Source organism: Paraburkholderia kururiensis, from assembly GCF_034424375.1.
Classification (GTDB): Bacteria; Pseudomonadota; Gammaproteobacteria; order Burkholderiales; family Burkholderiaceae; genus Paraburkholderia; species Paraburkholderia kururiensis_A.
Genome location: NZ_CP139965.1, coordinates 2,236,990 through 2,252,306, shown reverse-complemented (window position 1 = coordinate 2,252,306; position 15,317 = coordinate 2,236,990). Strand labels below are relative to the sequence as shown.

General features: G+C 67.0%; 14 protein-coding genes. 4 read left to right on the top strand and 10 right to left on the bottom strand.

Annotation, left to right across the window (positions count from 1 at the left end):
- Positions 1-108: 108 nt before the first annotated feature.
- The gene (locus U0042_RS10120) at positions 109-1,029 is read right to left on the bottom strand and encodes an NAD(P)-dependent oxidoreductase (protein ID WP_232833607.1); all 921 of its coding nucleotides are present in this window, start codon (positions 1,027-1,029) and stop codon (positions 109-111) included.
- A gap of 218 nt (positions 1,030-1,247) precedes the next feature.
- Between U0042_RS10120 and U0042_RS10115 the strand changes: the two genes are divergently transcribed.
- The gene (locus U0042_RS10115) at positions 1,248-1,457 is read left to right on the top strand and encodes a dodecin (RefSeq protein WP_114814957.1); all 210 of its coding nucleotides are present in this window, start codon (positions 1,248-1,250) and stop codon (positions 1,455-1,457) included.
- Positions 1,458-1,616: 159 nt separating this feature from the next.
- Here the strand turns inward: U0042_RS10115 and U0042_RS10110 are convergent, their stop codons facing one another.
- The 4 genes from U0042_RS10110 to U0042_RS10095 form a co-directional block, all read right to left on the bottom strand.
- On the bottom strand, positions 1,617-2,705 hold the full coding sequence (locus U0042_RS10110) for a BMP family ABC transporter substrate-binding protein (protein WP_114814956.1): 1,089 nt from the start codon (positions 2,703-2,705) through the stop codon (positions 1,617-1,619).
- An 84-nt stretch (positions 2,706-2,789) separates the two neighbouring features.
- Positions 2,790-3,719, bottom strand: coding sequence for an ABC transporter permease (locus U0042_RS10105; RefSeq protein WP_114814955.1), 930 nt, complete (start codon positions 3,717-3,719; stop codon positions 2,790-2,792).
- Between the two features lie 89 nt (positions 3,720-3,808).
- A complete protein-coding gene (locus tag U0042_RS10100) occupies positions 3,809-4,918 on the bottom strand; it encodes an ABC transporter permease (RefSeq protein ID WP_114814954.1) in 1,110 nt (369 codons plus the stop codon).
- 96 nt (positions 4,919-5,014) lie between these two features.
- Complete coding sequence (locus U0042_RS10095; RefSeq protein ID WP_198665426.1) at positions 5,015-6,646, bottom strand: ABC transporter ATP-binding protein; 1,632 nt, start codon at positions 6,644-6,646, stop codon at positions 5,015-5,017.
- A 285-nt stretch (positions 6,647-6,931) separates the two neighbouring features.
- Here U0042_RS10095 and U0042_RS10090 point away from each other — a divergent pair, with 285 nt between their 5' ends.
- The gene (locus U0042_RS10090; protein ID WP_114814953.1) at positions 6,932-7,864 is read left to right on the top strand and encodes a LysR substrate-binding domain-containing protein; all 933 of its coding nucleotides are present in this window, start codon (positions 6,932-6,934) and stop codon (positions 7,862-7,864) included.
- A gap of 84 nt (positions 7,865-7,948) precedes the next feature.
- Here the strand turns inward: U0042_RS10090 and U0042_RS10085 are convergent, their stop codons facing one another.
- On the bottom strand, positions 7,949-9,457 hold the full coding sequence (locus tag U0042_RS10085; protein ID WP_269814069.1) for an 8-oxoguanine deaminase: 1,509 nt from the start codon (positions 9,455-9,457) through the stop codon (positions 7,949-7,951).
- Between the two features lie 540 nt (positions 9,458-9,997).
- Between U0042_RS10085 and uraH the strand changes: the two genes are divergently transcribed.
- Both uraH and U0042_RS10075 read left to right on the top strand, forming a co-directional pair.
- A complete protein-coding gene (gene uraH, locus U0042_RS10080) occupies positions 9,998-10,351 on the top strand; it encodes a hydroxyisourate hydrolase (protein ID WP_114814952.1) in 354 nt (117 codons plus the stop codon).
- A gap of 160 nt (positions 10,352-10,511) precedes the next feature.
- Positions 10,512-11,705, top strand: coding sequence for a urate hydroxylase PuuD (locus tag U0042_RS10075; protein ID WP_114814951.1), 1,194 nt, complete (start codon positions 10,512-10,514; stop codon positions 11,703-11,705).
- A gap of 401 nt (positions 11,706-12,106) precedes the next feature.
- On the opposite strand, the gene U0042_RS10070 is transcribed toward U0042_RS10075, so the two are convergent.
- From U0042_RS10070 to puuE, 4 genes are all read right to left on the bottom strand, one after another.
- Entirely contained in the window at positions 12,107-12,619 is a 513-nt protein-coding gene (locus U0042_RS10070; protein WP_114814949.1) for an ureidoglycolate lyase, read from the bottom strand.
- An 11-nt stretch (positions 12,620-12,630) separates the two neighbouring features.
- Positions 12,631-13,641 carry an allantoicase gene (alc, locus tag U0042_RS10065; RefSeq protein WP_114814948.1) on the bottom strand — a complete coding sequence of 337 codons (1,011 nt, stop codon included), beginning with the start codon at positions 13,639-13,641 and terminating at the stop codon, positions 12,631-12,633.
- A gap of 69 nt (positions 13,642-13,710) precedes the next feature.
- Positions 13,711-14,247 carry a 2-oxo-4-hydroxy-4-carboxy-5-ureidoimidazoline decarboxylase gene (gene uraD, locus U0042_RS10060; protein ID WP_114814947.1) on the bottom strand — a complete coding sequence of 179 codons (537 nt, stop codon included), beginning with the start codon at positions 14,245-14,247 and terminating at the stop codon, positions 13,711-13,713.
- Complete coding sequence (gene puuE, locus U0042_RS10055) at positions 14,244-15,194, bottom strand: allantoinase PuuE (protein ID WP_114814946.1); 951 nt, start codon at positions 15,192-15,194, stop codon at positions 14,244-14,246. Before puuE ends, uraD begins: the two co-directional genes overlap by 4 nt.
- Between the last annotated feature and the right edge of the window lie 123 nt (positions 15,195-15,317).

The window sequence follows — 15,317 nt, the reverse complement described above, 5'->3', positions numbered from 1 at the left end:
TCCGGGCATCGGTTTGCAGGGGCAGATGGCACTTCTCGTGTGCGGCGCTTACGCAGCGGCTCTCCCGCTTTCGGGGCCTTATCGCGGCCGCGCCTCTTCCTTCACCCGTTATCTCGTACGCGGCGTCTGCAGCACATCGATGAACGCCGACAAATCCGCTTCGCCCAGCCCCATCGCCGCGCCCAGCCTCAGGAGCTGCTGCACCGTGCCGGAGACCGGCATCGGCGTGCCGGTGGCGGCCGCCGCGGCGGCGATGGTCTCCACGTCCTTCTGGAAGGTTTTCAGCGCGCCGATGGGCGCGAGGTCGCGCTGGGTCATGCGCGGCACGAAGGTCTGCAGCAGCGCCGAGTCGGCCCAGCCGCCTGAGAGCGCTTCGGCAAGCTTCGCGGCGTCGATGCCGCTGCGCTGCGCGAGGCTCACGGCCTCCGCGATCGCCGCTACCGTGGCCGTCACGATGGCCTGGTTGCACAGCTTGGTGGTCTGCCCCGCACCGCTGCCGCCCATGCACGTAACGCGCGCGGCGTAGGCGCCGAGAAGCGGCGTGACGGCCGCGACGTCGGCCACCTCGCCGCCTGCCATGACGGCAAGCGTGCCCGCCTGGGCGCCCGCCACGCCGCCCGAAACGGGCGCATCCACCCACCCCACGCCCCACGCCGCCGCACGTTCGGCAAACGTACGCGTGGCGGTGGGCGGAATGCTGGAATGATCGACGATCCGCAGCACGCGCCGCGTTGGCGGCGCATGCACGGGCGAAACCGCGCCCTCGCCCCGCCCTGAGCCCGCCTGGCCGACAACGACCTCCGGCGCCTCGCGCCCGAGCACGCCCTGCTCGCCGAATACGACCGCTTCCACGGCCGCCGCGTCCGCGACGCACAGCAGCACGACCTCGGCACACGATGCCAGTTCACGCGGCGTCGCCACCACCCGCGCACCGTCGGCCTCGAGCGCCTCGGCCTTTTCGCGCGTGCGGTTCCACACGTGCACCGCGTGTCCCGCTCGCAGCAGATGACGGATCATGGGCGCGCCCATCAGCCCCGGGCCGCAAAAACCGATGTCCACGTTCGAAGTCCTCCCAAGGTCGATCCCGTATCAGCGGGCGACCATCATACCGGTGCGACATCGCGGCCGCAGCGGGCATGCGCCGTGCGCAGTCGCACGACGCGGACGCGCGCGGCGCACGCAGGTGTGCCTCGCCGCCGGTATTCGTTGCCTATACTCGTTTTGAACCGACCCGCGAGGAGCACACCATGGACGACCACGTCTACAAGCAGATCGAGCTGACCGGCTCGTCACCCACGTCGAGCGACGATGCCGTGCGTCGCGCCATCGAGCGCGCATCGAAAACGCTGCGCAACCTGCACTGGTTCGAAGTGACGGATACGCGCGGACATATCGAGGGCGACCGCATCGTGCACTGGCAGGTGACGATCAAAGTGGGGCTGCGCATCGAAGAGTGAAGCGCAAGGCTGAAGCGCGGAGGCGCACAGACACCGGCGTGGAAGTGACCGGCGCGTCAGGCGGCGCGCCGGCGAAGAAGGCGTTGCGTCCGGATACAAAAGCGCTGGCCCCGCCACCGCGCACTCATGCGGGCAGTGGAGCCGGCGGTTCACGTCGGTTTACTTCGGCAACGCCCCGTCCACGCCCTCGACATACCAGTTGAGCCGCTGCAGGTCCGCGTCGCCCAGCGTCTTGCCCGCCGGCACTTTCACGGCGCCCGACTGATCCTTGATCGGGCCCGTGAACACGTCCCACTTGCCGCTCGCGAGCTGGTTGCGTTTCGCGTCCACGTCCTTGATGGCGTTAGCCGGAATCGCGCCCGTGTTCAGGTCTTCGAAGTTGACCGCCTTCTGCGGAATGCCCCACCAGACCGGATCGTTCTTCCACTTGCCGTCCAGCACCTGCTGGATGGCGGCCGTGTAGTAGACGCCCCAGTGGCCCACCACCGACCCCAGGTGCGCGTCAGGCCCGAACTTCTTCATGTCCGAGTCCCAGCCGAACGCATGGACCTTCTTCTCCTCGGCCGTGGCAAGTGTCGCGCTCGAGTCGGTGTTTTGCAGCAGCACGTCGGCGCCCTGCCCGATCAGCGTTTCGGCGGCCTGCTTTTCCTTGCCCGGATCGAACCAGCTGTTGATCCAGATGACCTTCGTGTGGATCTTCGGATTCACCGACCGCGCGCCGAGCGTGTACGCGTTGATGTTGCGCACCACTTCCGGAATCGGCACCGAGGCGACGAAGCCGAGCGTGTTGGTCTTTGTCACGTAGCCCGCGGCCACGCCGGCAAGATACGCGCCCTGGTACATGCGCACGTCGTAGGTGCCGAAGTTCGGCGCCTTCTTGTAGCCCGTGGCGTGAAGGAACACCGTGTCCGGGAAGTCCTTCGCGACCTTCAGTTCGAAGTCCTGATAACCGAAGCTCGAACCGATGATGATCTTGTTGCCCTTCGAGGCGAGATCGCGGAACACGCGCTCGGAATCCGCCGACTCCGGCACGTTCTCCACACGCGTCACCTTGATCTTGCTGCCGAACTTCGCTTCGGCTTCCTTCGACCCCTGGTCGTGCGCGAAGGTCCAGCCCGCGTCGCCGGGATTGCCGAGATAGACGAAGGCGACGCCGGGCGCGTCGGCGGCCTGGGCCGGTGCCTGCAGCCCCACGGCGCCGACGAGCGCCGCAGCCGATGCGAATGCGGTCAGCAGTGTTCTTTTCATCTTGTTTCTCCTGTTGTGTAGCTGTCGTTCAGATTCAAAACGGTGAAAGCGGTCAGAACCGTAAAAGCGGTATCGCCGCGCGCCTCATCCCGCCGCAAAAAAGGGCTTGCCGAGCGAGGCCGGCGCATTCAGCCGGATCGTGTTCGGGTTACGCGAAATCAGCACGAGCACGACGATCGTCGCGACGTAAGGCAGCATCGCGAGGAATTGCGTAGGCACCGCCACGCCGACGCCTTGCGCGTAGAACTGCAGGCCGTTCACGGCGCCGAAGAGCAGCGCGCCCACGAGCAGGCGTCCGGGGCGCCACGTCGCGAACACCACGAGCGCAAGCGCGATCCAGCCGCGGCCCGCCGTCAACTGCTCCTGCCACAAATGCAGTTGCACGATCGAGTAGTACCCGCCCGCGAGCCCCGCCATCGCGCCGCCGAAGAGCGTCGCGCCGTAGCGCACGCCGATCACGGGAAAGCCGACCGAATGCGCGACTTGCGGCGACTCGCCCACCGAACGCAGTACGAGCCCGGCGCGCGTGCGATACAGGAACCATGCGACAAGCGGGAACATGAGGAACGCGAGGTATTCGAGCGGGCGCAGGCTGAAGAACGCGGCGCCCAGCACGGGAATTTTCGCGAGGCCCGGAATGGGCCAGACGGCAATGGTCGCGCTTACCGCGGCCGACGTGTACGGCTTGCCAACGTACGCCGAAAGCCCAATGCCGAAAATGGTGAGCGAAAGCCCCGTGGCCACCTGGTTGGCGAGCATCGTGAGCGTGAGGAAGCCGAACAGCAGGGCCATCGCCATGCCCGCGCCGATGGCGGCGAGCACGCCGAGCCAGGGCTCGCCCGTCACCGTGGTGACGGCGTAACCGCTCACGGCGCCCATCAGCATCATGCCCTCCACGCCCAGGTTGAGCACCCCCGACTTTTCGGTGACGAGTTCGCCGATGCCCGCGAACATGAGCGGAATGGCGGCGAGAACGGCGCTGGAAACGAGTGCGCTGGCTTGTGGAATGTCCATGGCGAATCAGTGGCGTAAAGCGGTGAAAAAAGCGTGTTGTCGCGATCAGCTCATGCGGGACGGCGCCGGATTGCGCACCGATGTCGGCTTCACTGCCCGTGCGCAGCCGCATGGCGGCGCCGCACCACGCGGTAGTTGACGAACAGGTCCGCGCCCAGCAGGCAGAACAGCAGCAAACCCTGGAACACGCCCGAGAGCGCCTGCGGCAATTGCATCGACGTCTGCACTGCCTCGCCGCCCAGGTACAGCAGCGCCATCAAGAGACTCGCGAGCACGATACCGACCGGATGCAGGCGCCCGACGAACACCACGATGATCGCGGTGAAGCCGTAGCCCGGCGACCACGTGGCCTGCAACTGGCCGATGGGTCCCGCAATCTCGCCCATGCCGGCAAGGCCCGCCAGCCCGCCGCTCGCGAGCAGCGTGGTCCAGATCGCTTTCTTGTCCGAGAAGCCCGCGTAGCGTGCCGCGAGCGGCGCGAGTCCGCCCACGTCCATGCGATAGCCCGCGAAGCTCTTGCGCATGAAGAGCCAGACGAGCGGGATGGCCGCGAGCGTGACGAAAACCGATGCGTTCAGGCGCGTGCCGCGCAGCCACTTGATGTGCCAGTCGCCGCCGAAGGTGGGGTACAGCGCGTCGCCGCTGAACATCTCGGACAGCGGGAAGTTCATGCCTTGCGGGTCGCGCCACGGGCCGCTCACGAGGAACACGAGCAGTTGCGTGGCGACATAGGTGAGCATGAGGCTCGTGAGAATCTCGTTGGTGTTGAAGCGGGTCTTGAGGAACGCGGGAATCGCGGCCCACAGCATGCCGCCCGCAATGCCCGCGAGCATCATCGTGGGCAGAATCCACCAGCCGCTCGACTGATCGAAGTAAATCGCCACGCCGCTCGCCGCGATGCCGCCCAGCAGCATCTGCCCTTCCGCGCCGATGTTCCAGACGTTCGCGCGATAGCCGAGCGCGAGCCCGAGCCCGATCAGGCACAGCGGCGACGCCTTGAGCAGCAGTTCGCACACGCCGTTCACCGACGAAACCGGCTCGATGAAAAAGGCGTGCATCGCCTCGCCGGGGTCGCGGCCCACGAGGCCGAAAATCAGAAAGCCGATGATGAGCGTGAGCAGCGCCGCGACGAGCGGCACGGCGAGCTGCATCGCGCGCGACGGAGTGGTACGGGCTTCGAGTCGGTAGGCAAACGTCATGATGCGTGTGGTGAGGCGTTGTTCTGTGTTGTTGTCGATGCCCGCATGCCGCTGGGAATGGGGGCGACGGGCGGGTCGAATCGAAGCGCGGCGCCCCTATGCGTGCGCCGGTTCGCCGGAGCCGCCCGGCACCGCGTTCGCGCGCTCGCCGAAGAGCCCGGCCATCCAGCGGCCGATCTCTTCCGCGTTGGTGTCGCCCGTGCGGCGCGCCGGCGACAGCCGGCCACGCGCGAGCACCGCGATGCGATCGCAGATGTCGAACAGCTCTTCGAGTTCCTCCGAAATCACGAGTATCGCCACGCCGCTTGCCGAGAGATCGAGCAACTGCTGACGGATGAACGACGCCGCGCCCACGTCGACGCCCCATGTGGGCTGCGCCACCACGAGCACCTTCGGCGCCTGCAGGATCTCGCGTCCCACGATGAACTTCTGCAGATTGCCGCCCGAGAGGCTTTGCGCGAGCGCGTCCGGGCCGCCGCAGCGCACGTCGAACGAGTCGATGCAGCGCTTCGCGAAGTCGCGCATGGCACGCGTGCTGATCCAGCCCGAGCGCACCATCTTTTGACGGTGCGCGGTGAGGAGCGCGTTCTGCGCGAGCGACATCGCCGGCACGGCGCCGCGACCCAGCCGCTCTTCGGGCACGAAGGCGAAGCCGAGCGCGCGCCGCGCACCGGCCGACAGCTTGCCGGCAACCTTGCCGCAGATCGTCACGGCATGCGCGTCGGCGCCGCGCCGCTCGCCCGAGAGCGCCGCGAGCAACTCCGCCTGGCCGTTGCCCGACACGCCCGCGATGCCGAGAATCTCGCCCGCGTGCACGGCGAACGACACGTCTTCCAGCGAGGTGCCGAACGGGTCGTCGCTTGCCACCGTCAGATGCTTCACGTCGAGCAGCACGTCGCCCGGCGTATGCGCGCGGCGCGTGTAGTCGGGCAGCGAGTGCCCCACCATCAGTTGCGCGAGCGACGCGTGCGTTTCCTCGCGCGGCGTCACGCGGCCCGTCACGCGACCGCCGCGCATCACGGTGGCCGTATCGCAGAGTTCCTGGATTTCGTCGAGCTTGTGACTGATGTAGAGGATGCTGCAGCCCTCGGCCGCGAGGCGCCGAAGCGTTTCGAACAGCTTGCGCACGGCTTGCGGCGTGAGCACGGAAGTGGGCTCGTCCATGATGAGCAGGCGCGGGTTCTGCAGCAGGCAGCGCACGATCTCCACGCGCTGCCGCTCGCCTACCGTGAGGCTATGCACGTGGCGCTGCGGATCGATGTCGAGCCCGTATTGCGCGGACACCTCACGAATGCGTCGCGCGAGTGCCTTCAGATCGAAGGGCTCGTCGAGCGAAAGCGCGATGTTCTCGCCCACCGTCAGCGTTTCGAACAACGAAAAATGCTGGAACACCATGCCGATGCCGAGGCGCCGCGCGGCGGCCGGGCTCGCGATCTCGACGCTCTCGCCTTCCCAGCGGATTTCGCCCGCATCGGGACGCACGGCGCCGTAGATGATCTTCATGAGCGTGCTCTTGCCGGCGCCGTTTTCGCCCAGCACGGCGTGAATCTCGCCGGGCGCCACGGTGAGCGTCACGTCGTCGTTGGCGAGCACCGCGGGGTATTGCTTCGTGATGCTGCTGAGCGCAAGCCGCGGGACGGCCCCGCGCAGGCCCGTGCCTTGAGCCGTGCCTGCCGCGGTGCTTGCCGTGCCCTCGCCTGCGAGGCCGCGTGAAGATGAATCGCTCATGTGTTTCCGTGTTACGTAGTGACTGCAAGGCGAACCGGGCTGCGAACCGAACCGCGCCGGGTTCCGAAGCACGCGGCCGGCTGGACGACGGCCCGCGCGGCACGCCGCGCCGCCGGTGACGATACCCGATCAGGCCGCCGCCAGTCGAGCCTTCAAAAATGCCGGGAGGCCGCGCCGGTCCTGGCTTTGCGGGTAACTCTCCCTTGACGGCCTTTTCTGTCCATACTAAAAACCATATACCCACCCCACCACTCGATCAGCCAGCCCATATAGTCCGGAGAGTTCATGAGTCAGCAACGCGAGGCGATCGACACGTACCTGTTGCGCGTCCTGCACACCCTCTTGATGGAGCGCAGCGTCACGCGCGCGGCCGTCAAGCTCAACCAGTCCCAGCCGGCCATCAGCGCTGCGCTGCGCCGCCTGCGCGACATCACGGGCGACCCACTCCTCGTGCGCGGCAAGTCCGGCATGGTGCCCACCGAATACGGCCTGCGCCTGCTCGAGCCCGTGCAGAACGCGCTGCGCGAAATCGAGCGCATCCGCTTCCAGCAGCACACGTTCGACCCGGCCACCTCGATCCGCTGCTACCGCATCGGTTGCCCGGACTACCTCAACGTGCTGTTCGTGCCCACGGTGATCGAGCGCTTCCGGCTCGCCGCGCCCAACGCGACGCTCGAATTCCACTCGCTCGGTCCTGCCTTCGACTACGAACTCGCGCTGGAAGAAGGCAAGCTCGACATCGTGGTGGGCAACTGGCCCGAGCCGCCCGAGCAGCTGCATCTCTCCAACCTGTTCGTGGACCAGATCGTGTGCCTCATGAGCAACACGCATCCGTTCGCGCGACGCGGCACGCTCACGCTCGACCTGTACCTCAACGCGCCGCACCTCGCGCCCACGCCCTATTCCGTGGGCCAGCGCGGCGCGATCGACGTGCATCTGGCCCGCGAGCGGTTGAAGCGCCACGTGGTTGTCACGCTGCCGTACTTCAATCTCGCGCCCTACGTGCTGGTCAAGTCCGACCTGATCTTCACCACGACGCGGCTCTTCGCCGACCACTACGCGAAATTCCTGCCGCTCACCGTGGTGCCCGCGCCGCTCGATTTCCCGCCCATGCAGTACTACCAGCTCTGGCACGAGCGCTGCCATTACTCCGACGAAGTGCGCTGGCTGCGCGGGCTCGTGGCCGAAGCCACACGCGCGTTGATCGAAAAAGCCTGAGCGGGAAGGCCTGATCGGAAAGGCCCGCGCGCGGCGGCTGCGCTTCTGCTACGCGCAGCCCGCTTCCTCGATCCCCGCTTCACCTCACCCGGCTGCGGTCGCCAGTTCGGCGGCCAGCCGGTTGTGCCGCTCGATCACGGGGCCCAGTTCCACCGTTTGCAGCACACCGTCCTTCACGACGACGCGTCCGTCTATCACGCTCAGCGCCACCTGCGACGGCGCGCAAAACACGAGCGCTGCCACCGGATCGTGCAGGGCGCCCGCAAAAAGCGGCTGGCGCAGGTCGAAGGCCACGAAGTCCGCGGCCATGCCGGGCGCGAGCGCGCCGATGTCGTTGCGGCCCAGCACGCGTGCTCCGCCCAGCGTCGCGATTTCGAGCGCCTCGCGGGCCGTCATCGCGTCCGGCCCGAAGCCGACCCGCGCGAGCAGCAGCGCCTGGCGCGCCTCGGCCACCATCTGCGCGCCGTCGTTGGACGCGGAGCCGTCCACGCCCAGCCCGACCGGCACGCCGGCGCGCCGCATCCTGCCGACCGGCGCGATGCCCGAGGCCAGCCGCATGTTCGAGCACGGGCAATGCGCGACGCCCGTTCCCGTGCGTGCAAAGAGCGCGATGCCCGCGTCGTCGAGCTGCACGCAGTGCGCATGCCAGACGTCATGCCCGACCCAGCCCAGGTCTTCGGCATACTGAGCAGGCGTCATGCCGAACTTCTCGCGGCTATAAGCCACGTCGTTCACGTTTTCGGCCAGATGCGTATGCAGTGACACGCCGTAGTGCCGCGCCAGCTTCGCGGACTCGCGCATCAGGTCACGGCTCACCGAGAACGGCGAGCACGGTGCCACGACCACGCGCAGCATCGCGTAGCGCCCGTCGTCGTGATACGTCTCGATCACGCGCTGCGTGTCGGCCAGAATCGCGTCTTCGCGCTCCACCACCGCATCGGGCGGCAGTCCGCCGTCCTTCTGCCCCACGCTCATGCTGCCGCGGCTCGCGTGAAAGCGCATGCCGATCCGTCGCGCCGCAGCGATGCTGTCGTCGAGCCGGCTACCGTTCGGGTAGAGATAGAGGTGGTCGCTCGACGTGGTGCAGCCCGAAAGCAGCAGTTCGGCCATCGCCGTGAGCGTGGACACCTCGATCATCTCCGGGCTCAGGTTGGCCCAGACGCGGTACAGGCTCGTGAGCCAGCCGAACAGCTCGGCGTTCTGCGCAGCCGGCACGGCGCGCGTCAGGCTCTGATACATGTGGTGATGCGTGTTGACGAGGCCCGGCATCACGATGTGGCCGCGCAGGTCCAGCACCTCGTCGGCCTCGGCGGGCAGCTCGTTCGTGGCGCCCACCGCGACGATGCGGTTGCCTTCGACGTAGAGGCCGCCGTCGCGTATCTCGCGCCTTGCGCCATCCATCGTGACCAGCATGTCCGCGTGCTTCACGAGCAGCGTCCGGGCGGCGCATGGCTCGCCTTTGCCTGCGTGCAATGCGGGGTCGCCTGCCGGGGCCGGGTGCGCCGTGTACGCCCTCTGCGCCGCCTGCCCCGCTTGTTCCGCCTGTCCCACCTGACTTGCTGCTGCCCTGTGCTCGTCCTGCTGCATTGCCATTCGTCTCTCTCCCGTCCGTGTGCCCGCCGTTCGTTTGATGCGGCGCGGCGCCTGAAAGGCTGTCCGAACGCAATGCCCCGGCACGCACCGTGCCGACGCGTTCCGTTCTGAACGCCGCTGGCCCGGTTACCCGGCGTGCCGCCGTCTTCGGGACGCGCAGCCGTGCTGCGCATGGCGTAACCTTCGACGGCCAAAATTGCCCTGGCAATGCGCGCCGCTGCGATACCCGCCCTCAGCGTGGCGATATAACGGTCAATTTTGGTGCCGGTACGATCGGAAGCAGGGGGCGATCCGTGCCTCGTCCTGCGCTACCGCGCGGCGCACGGGCGCGCCGCACATGCCGCTGGCATTATCTTTCCTATCGCTCGCCCGCGGAACCGGCGATCGTTCATAGAATCACCCTCACGGCGCTCGCATCGATCCGCCGACGGGTATGTAGCCACTGACGTGGAGCCTCGATCCGCCGCCAGCAGTTCTGGATCGGATCGGGCTGCCGCCGAAACCTCGCACACAGGTCGAACCGACACAAGGAAACTGCGAATGGGCAAGCTCACTACCCACGTGCTCGACACCGCCAACGGCCGTCCCGGCGCTGGCGTCAAGGTCGAACTCTTCGCGCTGGCGGGCGACACGCGCCGCGCGCTGAAAACCACCACCACCAACCACGACGGACGCTGCGACGAACCGCTGCTCGAAGGCGCGTCGTTCGCGACGGGCGAATACGAACTCGTCTTTCACGCGGGCGACTATTTCGCGGCCACAGGCGCGCAACTGCCGCAGCCGCGCTTCGTCGATCGCGTCGTGCTGCGCTTCGGCATTGCCGACGCCAACGCGCACTACCACGTGCCGCTGCTCGTCTCGCCGTGGTCCTACAGCACGTATCGCGGCAGCTGAAGTCGTCACGCAGGCGCCGCGCTGTGTATGCGAGCGCCGCAGCACACGTTCATCGATCAACCCGCACCACCGGAACCGAAGGCCTGCACGCGCGGCCACGCCGCCGCCCTATCGCATCGGCGCGTTCCGGCATAGAAAGAATCAGGAGTGGAGGCGTTTCATGGAAGGCTTTATCACCGACTGGCTGAACCTCGCGATCCGCTGGCTTCACGTAATCGTCGCGATTGCCTGGATCGGCGAGTCGTTTTACTTCGTCGCGCTCGACAACAGCCTGAAGCCGCCGAAAGACCCGAAGCAGCGCCAGCGCGGCGTGTTCGGCGAACTCTGGCACGTGCACGGCGGCGGCTTCTACAACATGCAGAAGTACACCGTCGCGCCACCTGAAATGCCTGAAGACCTGCACTGGTCGAAGTGGCCGTCGTACACCACGTGGATGTCGGGCTTCGCGCTCTTCACCGTGCTCTACCTCAGCGCGCCGAACACCTACCTCATCGACAAAAACGTGCTCGACATGGGCCCCGTGGTGGCCATCGCGTCGGCGCTCGGTTTTTTGATGGCGGGCTGGATCGTCTACGACTCGCTGTGCCGCGTGCTCGGCAACCGCGACAAGCTGCTGGGCGTGTGCGTGGGGCTCTACGTGCTGGCCGCCGCCTGGCTCGCCTGCCATGTGTTCGCGGGGCGTGCCGCCTATCTGATCGTGGGTGCCATGCTCGCGACCATCATGTCCGCGAACGTGTTCTTCGTCATCATTCCGGGGCAGCGCAAGATGGTGGACGCCATGCTCAAGGGCGACACGCCGAACCCCATCTACGGCAAGCGCGGCAAGCAACGTTCCGTGCACAACACGTACTTCACGCTGCCTGTCGTGTTCGCGATGCTCTCGAACCACTACGCGATGACCTACACGCACGCCTACAATTGGGCGGTGCTCGCCGTCATCATGCTGGCCGGCGCGCTGATCCGTCAGTTCTTTGTGATGCGCCACCGCGGCCAGGTGCTCTGGTATCTGCCCGTCGGCGGCGTCGCGCTGCTGGCTGCGGCGCTCGCATGGACCTTGCCGCGCCCCGTCGTCCCGCAGGCCGAAGCGGCCAACGCGCCGCGCGTCAAGGTCGCCGATATCGCGCCCATCCTGCAACAGCGCTGCGTAGCGTGCCACTCGGCGCACCCGACGCTCATGGGCAGCGCGCCGGCCGGCGTGATGTTCGACACGCCCGCGGAGATTTCGCAGAACGCGCAGCGGCTCTACCAGCAGGCCGTGACGTTGAAGGCGATGCCGCTCGGCAACGTCACGCACATGACCGACGAGGAGCGGATGAAGATCGCGGCGTGGTTCCAGGGTGGGGCTGCGCAGTGACGAGATGAGAGAGCGGCAACGGCAGTCGATGCCGCAGCGGGGTGGCCCGGCGATCGCCAGATGGAGCGCGATGGTCGGGCTTTTTTGCTTGCGACGTTGGTGGTGTGGCTCGATGGCGTTGCTTGATGGGCGGACCGCTGGCTCAGTCCCCCGTACCGTTCGACTCGCCATGCTCATGGCAATCGACATCGCCGCGCGAACTGCGTAGCGCCATCGCTATCCGCAACGCCTCCTCGCCTCGCGCAGAACAAAGCGGCGCAGGCATCGCGCGCTCACCCCAGATCGTTCCTCGACGTCCGGGTACAAAAAAGCCCGCGGCCAATTCAGCCGCGGGCCGTTCTTCTTTCCACGCACGCACCGTTATCGCCTTCCACCAGCGGCGACCCCGACTCAACGCGCGTTCAACGAACCACCGCTTTCAACGCCTCTTCCGTGAGCCACAGCGATTCTTCGAGGTCCTGCTCGTTGAGGTTGAGCCCATCGCCGCCGCGATCCACCACGATGAAGTCGCTCACCTCGCCGAGCGCGATGAGCGGATGGTGCCAGACGCCCTTCGCGTAGTTCACGCCCTGCCAGCCGCTCGTCACGAAGGCGCGAATGCCGCGCGGGTCGAGCACGCCCGCCGGCGCCACGACGACCAGATACGGCCGGTCGTTGAGCGGCACGAACGCCTGTGAGCCGAGCGGATGACGCTCCAGCATCTTCACCTCGAAGGGCAACCGCCGCGGCTGGCCGCGAAAGAGATTGACGAGCGGACGGCCGCCTTCGTCGGCCACGTCGACCTTCGCGAGGTCGTGATAGCGCATCGTGGTGCCGAGGTTGATGGGAATCTGCTTCGCGCCCTCCAGTTCGATCACGTCGCCGAACGGCGCGAACGCAGCGCGCGTGAGCGGCTCGATTGCGAGCATCTTCATGGTTGCTGTGCTCATGCCAGCGTGCCCCACAGACGCAGACGCGAGACGCCGCCATCCGGAATGATGTTGAAGCGCACGTGCGTCACGGGACCGAGCGCCGCCAGTTCCGCTTCGAAATAATGCTGCGCGTCCATCTGCAATTTCTGTTCGCCGAGCAGCACGGGCCAGAACATCGCCTGCGTGACGAGCGAGCTGTCGGTGCCGCCCGTCACGCGTGCGGCCTGAACCGAGCAGCGGTCCGGATAGTTGCCCTTGAAGTGCGCCGTGTCCACTTCGATCTTGCGGATCACGCCGGGCTGCGCGAGCGCGATGATGGCCCAGTCGTTGCCCGGCTCACGGCGGCGGCGCGTTTCCCAGCCGTCGCCCATGTTGACGCCGCGGCCCGGCATGAGGAGGCTCGAGGCCGCGCCGAAATGCTGGTTGTTCGCGGCCACCACGTAGGCGCCGTTTTCCATCGCGGCCAGATCGAACAGTTCGCTGCGGCTCGCGCCCGACCGGTCCACCTGCGGCTGCCCGTACACGCGCAGCCGCGCAATGCCGCCGTCGGGATAGATGTTCACGCGCAGGTGCGTGAAGACGCCCGTGTTCGTCACGTCGACGTAGTGGTGGCTGTTGCCCTGAAGCGTGGTGGACGGCACGATCTCGGTCCACTGCGTGGCGGCGCCGGGCGCACCGTCAACCACATACGCGGCCTCGATGGACGCCGCGGGCGGGAAGTTGCCCGTGAAGTGGCTCGTATCGATGTCGAGTCCCTTGATGACGCCCGGCCGCGCGAGCTTCACGATGCACCAGTCGTAGCCTGCCGTGCGCTTGCGGCGCGTTTCCCAGCCGTCCATCCACTTGCCGTGCTCGTCGTACTTGCCCGGAATGAAGACGGCCGGCTCGGGATTCAGCATGCGGTCCTTCGGCGCGAAGAAATCGTCGCTGGCCTCGAGCGCCGCGGCGCCCAGGCGCGGGTCCGCGAGATTGACGTAGCGGCGCGTGAAGTCGGGCGCGTTGGGATCGAGAATCGGGAGTGCCATCGTTGTCTTCCTTGGTGTGTCTGTGTCGGGAGATGCCGTCTTTGGCAACGGTCGGTGTGTGTGAGGCCGTCAGGCACGCGGCGCCGGCTCGTCGATGAGTTCGTCGAGCCTGAAGCGCGCGATGCGGTAAATCTGGTCGAGGCTCGCGCGCAATTCGTCGGCGCGGCTGTTGTTCACGCGTGCTTCGAAGTTCGCGATGATGCCGTGCCGGTCGTAGCCGCGCACGGCGAGAATGAACGGAAAGCCGAATTTTTCGCGGTACGTGCGGTTCAACTGCTGAAGCCGGTCGAACTCTTCCTGCGTGCATTGATCGAGCCCCGCGCCGCTCTGCTCGCGCGTGGATTCGGCGGTCAACTCGCCACGCACCGCGGCCTTGCCTGCCAGTTCCGGGTGCGCGTTGACGAGCGCAAGCTGCCTCGCTTCGCCCGCCGTTTCCACGGCCTTCGACATCGCGCGATGCAGCGCGTCGATGCTCGCGAACGGCCGCTCGCCCGCGACAGCCTCGGGCACCCACGGCGAATGTTCGAAGATGCCCGAGAGCGCCGCGACGAACGCGCCGACAGGCAGCGTGTTGATCTGGTCGAGGGTATGGCGCATGGCCTTCATGCCGCGGCTCCGCGGCCCGTCTGCGCATACGGATGCCGCTCGCGCCAATGGCGCGCGATGTCGATGCGGCGCGTCACCCACACGCGGTCGTGCTGCTCGATGTGATCGAGAAAGCGCTGCAACGCGCGAAAACGCCCCGGGCGGCCCAGCAGCCGGCAATGCATGCCCACCGACATCATCTTCGGCGCTTCGGCGCCCTCTTCGTAGAGCACGTCGAAGGCGTCGCGCAGGTAGGTGAAGAAGTGGTCCGCGGTGTTGAAGCCCTGCGGCGTCGCGAAGCGCATGTCGTTGGTGTCGAGCGTGTACGGCACGATGAGCTGCGGCACCTTGGCGCCGCCCGTGACTTCCACGTCCATCCAGAACGGCAGGTCGTCGCCGTAGTAGTCGGAGTCGTAGAGAAAGCCGCCGTATTCGGCGACGAGCCGGTGTGTGTTCGGACTGTCGCGCCCGGTGTACCAGCCGAGCGGCCGCACGCCCGTGACGCGCTCGATGGCCTGCATGCCGAGCCGCATGTGTTCCGCTTCGCGCTCGGGCGCCATGTCCTGATAGTGAATCCAGCGATAGCCGTGACACGCAATCTCGTGGCCCAGTTCGACGAACGCTTTCGCGACCTCGGGGTTGCGCTCCATCGCCATGCCGATGCCGAACACCGTAAGCGGCAGGCCGCGCTTTTCGAACTCGCGCAGAATGCGCCACACGCCGGCGCGCGAACCGTATTCGTAGATCGACTCCATGCTCATGTGGCGCGACGGATACGCCGCTGCGCCCACGATCTCGGAGAGGAACTGCTCGGACGCCGGGTCGCCGTGCAGCACGCAGTTCTCGCCGCCTTCTTCGTAGTTGAGGACGAACTGCACCGCAACGCGCGCGCGGCCGGGCCAGTCGGCCTGCACGGGATGACGGCCGTAGCCGGCCAGATCGCGGGGATAGTGAGAGTCGAGTGTCATGATGGAACGCAAGTGTCGGAACGGAAGAAGGCGGTACAGGGTGGCGGTGAGGGGCCGATGTGCAGCCCGCGCAATGCGCCGATAGCGCCCGCCTTCAGGACCGGACCAGTGTAGCGAAATCGG

What these genes read in the sequence shown, in the direction of transcription:
- U0042_RS10115 (WP_114814957.1), top strand. Translation starts at nt 1,248, where the DNA reads ATGGACGACCACGTCTACAAGCAGATCGAGCTGACCGGCTCGTCACCC.
- U0042_RS10090 (WP_114814953.1), top strand. Translation starts at nt 6,932, where the DNA reads ATGAGTCAGCAACGCGAGGCGATCGACACGTACCTGTTGCGCGTCCTG.
- uraD (WP_114814947.1), bottom strand. Translation starts at nt 14,247, where the DNA reads ATGAAGGCCATGCGCCATACCCTCGACCAGATCAACACGCTGCCTGTC.
- U0042_RS10070 (WP_114814949.1), bottom strand. Translation starts at nt 12,619, where the DNA reads ATGAAGATGCTCGCAATCGAGCCGCTCACGCGCGCTGCGTTCGCGCCG.
- U0042_RS10110 (WP_114814956.1), bottom strand. Translation starts at nt 2,705, where the DNA reads ATGAAAAGAACACTGCTGACCGCATTCGCATCGGCTGCGGCGCTCGTC.
- alc (WP_114814948.1), bottom strand. Translation starts at nt 13,641, where the DNA reads ATGGCACTCCCGATTCTCGATCCCAACGCGCCCGACTTCACGCGCCGC.
- U0042_RS10105 (WP_114814955.1), bottom strand. Translation starts at nt 3,719, where the DNA reads ATGGACATTCCACAAGCCAGCGCACTCGTTTCCAGCGCCGTTCTCGCC.
- U0042_RS10100 (WP_114814954.1), bottom strand. Translation starts at nt 4,918, where the DNA reads ATGACGTTTGCCTACCGACTCGAAGCCCGTACCACTCCGTCGCGCGCG.
- uraH (WP_114814952.1), top strand. Translation starts at nt 9,998, where the DNA reads ATGGGCAAGCTCACTACCCACGTGCTCGACACCGCCAACGGCCGTCCC.
- U0042_RS10095 (WP_198665426.1), bottom strand. Translation starts at nt 6,646, where the DNA reads ATGAGCGATTCATCTTCACGCGGCCTCGCAGGCGAGGGCACGGCAAGC.
- U0042_RS10120 (WP_232833607.1), bottom strand. Translation starts at nt 1,029, where the DNA reads ATGGGCGCGCCCATGATCCGTCATCTGCTGCGAGCGGGACACGCGGTG.
- U0042_RS10085 (WP_269814069.1), bottom strand. Translation starts at nt 9,457, where the DNA reads ATGGCAATGCAGCAGGACGAGCACAGGGCAGCAGCAAGTCAGGTGGGA.
- puuE (WP_114814946.1), bottom strand. Translation starts at nt 15,194, where the DNA reads ATGACACTCGACTCTCACTATCCCCGCGATCTGGCCGGCTACGGCCGT.
- U0042_RS10075 (WP_114814951.1), top strand. Translation starts at nt 10,512, where the DNA reads ATGGAAGGCTTTATCACCGACTGGCTGAACCTCGCGATCCGCTGGCTT.